This is a genomic window from Scytonema sp. HK-05 (assembly GCF_963872035.1).
Taxonomy (GTDB): Bacteria; Cyanobacteriota; Cyanobacteriia; order Cyanobacteriales; family Nostocaceae; genus Kalymmatonema.
Window position 1 is genome coordinate 1 of the sequence record NZ_CAWMYC010000058.1, and the last position, 8194, is coordinate 8194.

Annotated in this window: 8 protein-coding genes; 2 read left to right on the forward strand and 6 right to left on the reverse strand. The window is 46.6% G+C overall.

The window, feature by feature from the left end; genetic code table 11:
* The first annotated feature begins 80 nt into the window (after positions 1 to 80).
* Positions 81 to 296 carry a hypothetical protein gene (locus tag AACT52_RS09355; RefSeq protein ID WP_073636559.1) on the forward strand — a complete coding sequence of 72 codons (216 nt, stop codon included), beginning with the start codon at positions 81 to 83 and terminating at the stop codon, positions 294 to 296.
* Between the two features lie 38 nt (positions 297 to 334).
* On the opposite strand, the gene AACT52_RS09360 is transcribed toward AACT52_RS09355, so the two are convergent.
* The 5 genes from AACT52_RS09360 to AACT52_RS09380 all read right to left on the reverse strand — a co-directional run bounded on the left by AACT52_RS09360 (position 335) and on the right by AACT52_RS09380 (position 5526).
* Complete coding sequence (locus tag AACT52_RS09360; RefSeq protein ID WP_198941127.1) at positions 335 to 505, reverse strand: hypothetical protein; 171 nt, start codon at positions 503 to 505, stop codon at positions 335 to 337.
* Positions 493 to 699, reverse strand: a complete 207-nt coding sequence (locus tag AACT52_RS09365; protein ID WP_073636560.1) for a response regulator — start codon at positions 697 to 699, stop codon at positions 493 to 495. The genes AACT52_RS09360 and AACT52_RS09365 overlap by 13 nt, the downstream gene beginning before the upstream one ends.
* 157 nt (positions 700 to 856) lie before the next feature.
* Positions 857 to 1012 (reverse strand): hypothetical protein, encoded by a 156-nt coding sequence (locus tag AACT52_RS09370; protein ID WP_158055031.1) that lies wholly within the window; start codon positions 1010 to 1012, stop codon positions 857 to 859.
* A complete protein-coding gene (locus tag AACT52_RS09375; protein ID WP_073636561.1) occupies positions 990 to 5066 on the reverse strand; it encodes an nSTAND1 domain-containing NTPase in 4077 nt (1358 codons plus the stop codon). The genes AACT52_RS09370 and AACT52_RS09375 overlap by 23 nt, the downstream gene beginning before the upstream one ends.
* Positions 5067 to 5355: 289 nt before the next feature.
* Complete coding sequence (locus AACT52_RS09380; protein WP_158055033.1) at positions 5356 to 5526, reverse strand: hypothetical protein; 171 nt, start codon at positions 5524 to 5526, stop codon at positions 5356 to 5358.
* A 137-nt stretch (positions 5527 to 5663) separates the two neighbouring features.
* Between AACT52_RS09380 and AACT52_RS09385 the strand changes: the two genes are divergently transcribed.
* Complete coding sequence (locus AACT52_RS09385; RefSeq protein WP_073636562.1) at positions 5664 to 6155, forward strand: SH3 domain-containing protein; 492 nt, start codon at positions 5664 to 5666, stop codon at positions 6153 to 6155.
* A 358-nt stretch (positions 6156 to 6513) separates the two neighbouring features.
* Here the strand turns inward: AACT52_RS09385 and AACT52_RS09390 are convergent, their stop codons facing one another.
* Entirely contained in the window at positions 6514 to 8109 is a 1596-nt protein-coding gene (locus AACT52_RS09390) for a nickel-dependent hydrogenase large subunit (RefSeq protein WP_073636563.1), read from the reverse strand.
* Positions 8110 to 8194: the final 85 nt, after the last annotated feature.

Consider the following 8194-nt stretch of genomic DNA (forward strand, 5'->3'; position numbering starts at 1 on the left):
GGTTGCGCTCCCCGCGATGAAAGAATCCCTGTCCTTTTAGGGCAGGGAGTGTCAATCATAGTAATTCTTAGGCATCTCCTATGAAAAACGATTTTAATTTAATCCCAAAACCTCATGAGTTACAACAGCAGATCGCTGAGGCTGTTTCTGAGATTAAAGAAGAATTTTCTCTTGAGCAAGTTGGGCAATTACAAAATCAGCATTTGCGCCACCCAATTGGGCTATCAACAGGACTTTTCTCTGCCTTGAGTGCGATCGCCCATCTGATCGGCTCTACAAGACGAAACTTGAATTAGTACTTCGTGCAATCCCAAATTTTCTAACCGTAGGATTTTTATTTTTCCATCAAATTTTTAATTTTCCCCAACAGACGCCGCATCTTGATTGGTTTTGTGTCGTATGCATCGCACCCTGCTGCCAAAGCTTTTTCGCGATCGCGCAAGACGCGGCTCCCTGCAGGAGCATCGCGAAGCGGACGCTTTGCGCCATCGCCTAGGTTGGGCACTTTGTAGCATCACCTACCATTGCATAAGCGGTTAGGGGAATCACTTGAATATCCTTAGTTTCAGGATTTGCCTTGATCCGGCGAGTTGCTTCCCAACCATCGATGATGGGCAAGATCATATCCATCAACATAATATCAGGTTTTTCTGTAGCAACTTTTGAGAGCGCCTGCGCGCCATCAACTGCGATCGCCAATAGGCATCGACTCGTAATTTATAGGACTTACGCCAGAAAGCTGAGTATATACGTCATTGCATTACAGAAGATGATAGCTTTGGCTGGTTTAATCACTGTGGTCTATTTACCTGAAAATTGCCGTAAACATTAACCCAGGCTGTGCAAGGGTTTGAAATTAGTTGTCGCAGATGTCTATTGTGAGTGATGGGCGATCGCCTTTGGTGGCTCCCTGAGTCCTTCGGACACGCTGCGCGAACGGAGCATCGCATTCATTACGCCATACCAAGGGATACCGAAAAGCAAGTTTCTTACCGATTTGGTACGCGACCATTGCACATTTTGCCAATTTCAGCATCGGCATCATTGCGGTTAGTTTTGAAATAATCACGCATGAACGCACACCCTTCCCTGCGTAAATAATCAAAATTCCATCTCCATAGTCTCACCGTGTTGTCACCACTTGCAGTTGCCAGCATTTTACCATCCGGGCTGAAGCTGACGCCCCAGACCCAGTTTGTATGCCCAGTCAGGGTTTTCATTTCTTTGCCTGTGACTGTATCCCACAGTTTCACAGTGTTGTCCCTACTTGCCGTTGCCAGCATCTTGCCATCCGGGCTGAAGCTGACGCCATAAACATCGTTCGTATGCCCAGTAAGGGTTTTCATTTCTTTAACTGTGGCAGTCTCCCACAGTTTCACCGTCTTGTCATTACTTGCCGTTGCCAGCATCTTACCATCCGGGCTGAAGCTGACGCCATAAACCGTGCCCGTATGCCCAGTAAGGGTTTTCATTTCTTTAGCTGTGGCGGTCTCCCACAGTTTCACCGTATTGTCCCAACTTGCCGTTGCCAGCATTTTGCCATCCGGACTGAAGCTGACGCCCCAAACTCTGTTTGTATGCCCAGTAAGGGTTTTCATTTCTTTGCCTGTGTCGGTATTCCACAGTTTCACCGTATTATCCCTACTTGCCGTTGCCAGCATCTTGCCATCCGGGCTGAAGCTGACGCCATTAACCCAGTTCGTATGCCCAGTAAGGGTTTTCATTTCTTTCCCTGTGTTGGTATTCCACAGTTTCACCATATTGTCCCTACTTGCCGTTGCTAGCATCTTGCCATCCGGGCTGAAGCTGACGCCATAAACCGCGTTTTTATGCCCAGTAAGGGTTTTCATTTCTTTGCCTGTGTCGGTATTCCACAGTTTCACCGTGTTGTCATTACTTGCCGTTGCCAGCATCTTGCTATCCGGGCTGAAGCTGACGTCCCAAACCGTGTTTGTATGCCCAGAGAAGGTTTTCATTTCTTTGCCTGTAGCGGTTTTCCACAGTTTCACTGTCTTGTCACCGCTTGTTGAAGCTAGCATTTTGCCATCTGGGCTGAAGCTGACGCCATTAACCCAGTTCGTATGCCCAGAGAAGGTTTTAATTTCTTTACCTGTGGCAGTTTCCCACAGTTTCACTGTCTTATCCCTACTTGCCGTTGCCAGCATCTTGCCATCCGGGCTGAAGCTGACGCCCTTAACCGCGTTCGTATGCCCAGAGAAGGTTTTAATTTCTTTACCTGTGGCAGTCTCCCACAGTTTCACTGTCTTATCCCTACTTGCCGTTGCTAGCATTTTGCCATCTGGGCTGAAGTTGACGCCATTAACCCAGTTCGTATGCCCAGAGAAGGTTTGTATTTCTTGACCTGTGGCGGGATTCCACAGTTTCACCGTATTGTCAGCACTTGCAGTTGCCAGCATCTTGCCATCCGGGCTGAAGCTGACGCCAAAAACCGTGTTTGTATGCCCAGAGAGGGTTTTAATTTCTTTACCAGTGGCAGTTTCCCACAGTTTCACCGTATTGTCATAACTTGCTGAAGCCAGCATTTTGCCATTCGGGCTGAAGCTGACACCATAAACCGCGTTTTTATGCCCAGTAAGGGTTTTGATTTCTTTACCTGTGGCGGTATCCCACAGTTTCACCGTATTGTCAGCACTTGCAGTTGCCAGCATCTTACCATCCGGGCTGAAGCTGACGTCCCAAACTCTATCTGTATGCCCAGAGAGGGTTTTAATTTCTTTACCTGTGGCGGTATCCCACAGTTTCACCGTGTTGTCAGCACTTGCAGTTGCCAGCATCTTACCATCCGGGCTGAAGCTGACGCCAGTAACAGCTTTTGCGTGTCCTCCTAAGGTGTTTGGGGCTGCGACATTGTCAACTGTATTCAGTAATGTCAGTTCTACCTGTGTGCGGGTATCAGCATCTACCAAGGGTATATGTTGCATTTTCACAACAGCTTTTAAACTGGCTTTCAGGGCTTTGCGCCCATCTGAGTTCAGCAGCGCATCTGAAGTAGTACTAAGAGAAGTAATTTCTCTGATTGCGGCACTCCTCCAGCCCACGCCAGCGACGCCTGCTAAAATTAGAGCTACCGCAGAAAAGCTACCGAGTGCGATAATTGTCCTTTGCCTCTGGCGATCGCGTTCTTGTTTCTCCCGATCCCGTTGACTTGCGCTAGCCTGAATAAAGTCTCGCTCCTCCTGCGTCATTTCATCTGAGCGTTTTTGCAACCAATCTTCTGCTACAGTTAACGGCACACCTCGCAACAACGCCCCAGAGTCATGATTGCTATTTTTCCACTCCAGCATTGCAACCTTTAACCGTTCTTGCCAAGTGCGAAACTGACGGTTGGCATTTATCCACTCGCGCAGGGTTCCCCATTCCCGAATTAGTGCTTCATGCACCACCTCTACGGTATCATCCAGTTCATTACGTCTGGTCACTACCAACCGGGCTTGATATCCTGCTAAATAAATCACCAATCCCCAGTTATTTTCCCCAACTTGTGCACGGGTAGCGATGCGGCGAGTATCTTGCGTTCCCTCTCCTGGATGCACTAATTGTAAAAAAATTCGCTGTGCTTGTTGTTGCTGAGCCTCATTGAGTTTTTGATACACTTGCTCCGCATGATTAGCTATAGCTTTTTTGACACCGCCAATTTCATCGTAGGCTTGGTGAGTTAACACCCGGTTTTGCTGCTTCTCCCATAGTCGCGTCAGTGCAAATTCTAATAATGGCAAATTACCAGGCTCTTGCCCCACATCATCGAGAATGCGTTGTGTTAAATGAGAATCTAACTGTACTTCCAGCTTTTTGGCAGGTAGCTCAATTGCTGCTTGTAGTTCCTCTCGCTTCATGGAACTCAGGAACTGAGGTGTAAATTGTTGCAATACATCCCGAAGTGGGCGATAGGAAAGCATATCGTCCAAAAAGTCAGCCCGTAAAGTTAATATCAGTGTGAGATTTCCCTCTTGAATCACCGCCAACAAAGTATCAGCAAAGCGTTCCTGTTCTTCCTTCACCTGGCAAAGGGTGTAAAGTTCCTCAAATTGATCGGCAACCAGCAGAAGACGTTTATCTGAGTTACGTTCTATAATGCGAGACACCACCTGCTGCAAAGTCACTTTACCCTGCTGTATATCTACTGCTAGTCCAGTCGCTGATCGCAATTTCTCAGTTTCACCAATTTCTGGTTCTAATTGACGCACCAATGCAGAAGCCAGCTGATAAAATGGTTGATGACTAGGACGGAAAGATTCAATCAGCCAATTTCCTTCACCTCGTAGCTGTGGAATCAGTCCGGCAAACACCACAGAAGACTTGCCACTCCCACTCGGACCAATCACTGCTACCAACGGCTCTTGGTGAGTTGCTTGCACTAAGCCATTCACAAACGTCTCTCGTCCAAAAAAGAATGCTGCATCTTCTTCTCCAAATGCAGACAATCCTTGATATGGGTTGGGAGGAATAACTTCTGTTTGGGGTGCTATGGGGATAATTGACTGTTTTTTTCTCAGTACCGGAGTTTGCTGTTCCGAAAAACTAATCATTTGAGAACGACCAAGAGCATAGGCAAACTCCACCTCTTGCCCTGCGCCGATCGCATCATAAAACGCTACAGCAAATGCAATGGCTGCTTGATCCCCTACTGTCGAATTCATGCCAATCACATAGTTTACGTGTTGGCTAATTGCTTCTGCTTGCACGAGTGAGTAACAAGCATTCAAAAGGACACATTCAACTCCCTTGGTGGCAAACAGCTTAAACATACTCCCCAGTGCATCTGCGGAGATTAATGCAGGCTGTCCCATCTCATCATTTAAAACAATACCATCTTCCCCAGCACCATGTCCGCAAAAGTGAACAATTTGCGGCTGATAATCTAACATGGCGCGGTAAAAGTCACGCTGACGTACCGCCCATTTTTGCTCTAAGTTGAATTCTTCTCGTTTGTTAGCGCGTCGCAATCCTTCATCAATTTCCCGTACCTCTTCATCAAGTCGCAGCCTTGAGGTACTTGTCGGATTTGCTGTCAGAATTAAAATGGTTTTGACATGGGTGTTACTCATTTAATATCTGATTATGTAAGTCAAACTTATTTGCTGCCCTTCTTTAATTAAGTGCAAGCAAAATCAACTTATGCACGAGTGAGATAGAAATGGGAAATTCTTGCTCAATCTGACTATAGCGGTTCTCGTTTAAATGAAGTACAAATAAATCTCGTGTTCCATGAGTGTCCATCTGTGGTTTTTATTTCTTGATGTATTGCACTAAGCGTGAGAAATGCTATCTTGCAGAACCGCACGGAAGTGGCACTACATGATTCACACAATCGTTTATTTGTAAAGTGCGTAAATCCTAATTTATTTTCGCGGGTTCGTGGCCAAACTCTGCCGTGCTGGCGATCGTGACAAGGTTCGGCTGTTCGACAAGGATGCCATCTTGGATTTCGGGTTGCCGTATCCTCAGCGCGGGTATTGTCAGGAAAAGTCTCCGGCTGACAGGAGATGGCAAAGGTAAGATTAGCAATCTGCTTTACGGGGCGCGCTTGTTACCAACGGAATTGACATCAAACACTGAAACGCTCTTTATACTCTCAGTGTGCTTGTTTTGAAAAAAACACTAACATTTAATTGGTGTTCAAAATCCAACAAGGAGATGCGTCAATGGCATACATATTAAAAGTCACATACTCAAGTGGAACGAATTTCAAACAGAGTCTCAAGGACTCAAGTCAGCTTGGACTTTGTGAAAAGTATAATATTAGCAATGGGAAGACATTTAGAGTTAGGGATAAAGCAGACGCAGACACAGACCACTACAGAGTGACTCTGTTTGATAAAGTCGGAAATGCTGGATGTCCTCAGTACGACACTTGGTATGTCTTTAAAAACCATGTAGATATCCAGCCAGAAACATCTGGTGGATCTGTTGCAGAGGTCATCGTTATCAATGCTACAAGTGGTTTGAATGTTCGGGAACAACCGGACACGAGTGCTCGTGAACTTGGTAAGATTCCCAATGGGTCAAGAGTCTCCGTATACGGCGAAGGCAAAGATAATGACGGGTTTCGTTGGATTAAGGTTAAATCCAACCAATGGGTTTCTTCTGAGGGCTGGGTGGCTACTGAGTATCTGAAGATTTTATCTGTGCGTTGACGCAAATTTGATGAGGTGGTGCCGTACTCTGGCGCTTAGTACCCTACGCTGTACCTGTCGGTTGAGGCAAATTTGATGAGGTGGTGCGTAAAGGGACTTCCAAATTAAAAATATCCAACTTTTTTTGTGGGATGGGCTTCTAGCCCGTCCTATAAACTGGGGGGACCAGATGCCATTGGTGTCAACTTAAGCTGAAACTCTTCTAAAATCTCGTTTCCAGGTTCTACCTGGAAATGCGGTTTAAGCGGCTAGTAACGCAAGTAAGGGAGGCAGAGCCTCCCAATGGTATTCCCAGCCAGAGACTGGGAACAAGGCAAGGGAGGCTCTCAATATGTCCCAGCGATCAAAAGAATTGGTGTTAGGCTGTACGAAAACGCGCCAATTCCTCACCCGTCTTTGCATCATGGGCGTGAACGGTGCAAACCAAACAAGAGTCAAACGATCGCGCTACATGACCCACTTCTACTGGATCAGTTGAGTCGTAAATGGGTGTCCCAACTAAAGCTTCTTCAATAGGTCCACGTATTCCTTCCGCATCACGCGGTCCAATATTCCAGGTACTGGGAGCCATAATCTGGTAATTCTTAATCTTACCGCCTTCAATCTCTAGCCAGTGACACAGGGAACCCCGCGATGCTTCGGTTGCACCCCAACCGCGTCCATCTTTTTCTTTGGGTTTGATATACCAGGGGTCATTCAGGTGGAATTCGCGCAAGCAGCGTTCTGCTTGGCGATACAACTTGACAATTTCGTGAACTCGTGCTAATTGCCGCAGATGGATACTTGCCCCACCCATTTGTCTGAAGGCATCCAGTATAAACCCATCGAAGTGTTGCCAAGATTCTCCATGTTTACCACCCGCCACTAACTGACGTGCGAGTGGTCCTGCTTCCAAGCGTCCGAGTTCTTTGTGACGCACTGCTGTTGACCAAGAGTATCGCCCTGTGAAGTCTTTGGCATTGTTCTGGGCTGGTTTGGTCGTGCGATCGTACGGGTGAATGTCCTCTGTCAGTTCCTCATACCAAGAGTGAGTTGTATTTTCGCGGACAAAAGCCTGATCCATCAAACTGTGAGTGTCGGTGAAGCTGTCATACACTCCACTCTTCATAATCAAGGCAGAATTTCGCCCTTCAATTGTCGGCTTTTGGTATTTTGCTTCATGAGGTAAATATCCCCAACTGACATATTTACCTACACCAGCACCATATTTATCCAAACCAATATCTAAACCCATGCGCCAATAAAAACCTAAATCAGAATTGGCATGACTTGGGTTTTCGTCCAACCACACCATAAAGTCTTCATAAGTTTTGATTTCTTCGTAGCGTTCTAAAGAACAACCCAACCACACCGGTTCTAACCAATTGGTGCGGAAGTATTCCAGAATCGACCAAGCGCGAGTCACGTCTGTTAAAGTGGGGGAACACATCACGCCACCAGGAACCATGTAGCTAGAATGGGGCCATTGACCGCCAAATAGGGCGTAAATTTCTACTGGTTTGGCAGAAATTGTGATGCCAAGTTCGTAAGATTTGCCAGTAAACGCAGCAAAGCGTCTGCATGCTTCTTGGTAAAAAGGGCTGTACCGATACTTTTTATTGGTCAAATCAATTGCATATAAACCGTAAAAGTAGCGGGGTATGCTTTGAATTGACTCGACAATTTGACCTAAGTTTCTTGCCAAAATCGCATTACGCGGAACTTCTGTTCCCCAAGCGGTATCTAATGCCCAAGCTGCACTGGTGAGGTGGGAAGCACCGCAAATACCGCAGACACGAGGTGTGACAATTAATCCTGCCTGCGGGTCTTTACCGCGCAGGATAACTTCAAATCCTCGGAAGAGTTCGGCATGTGTCCAAGCGTTTACGACTTGCCCATCTTCTATTTCCACTCGGACATCTAAATCGCCCTCGACTCTGCCTAGGGGCGATATGTCTAATGTTTGGATTCCCATTTGTCCTTTGTCCTGTATCATTCGTCCTTTGGTGAAATTTATAGTGGTTGTTACTTGGTTCTCATACAGCCGGAACCTCACCCCC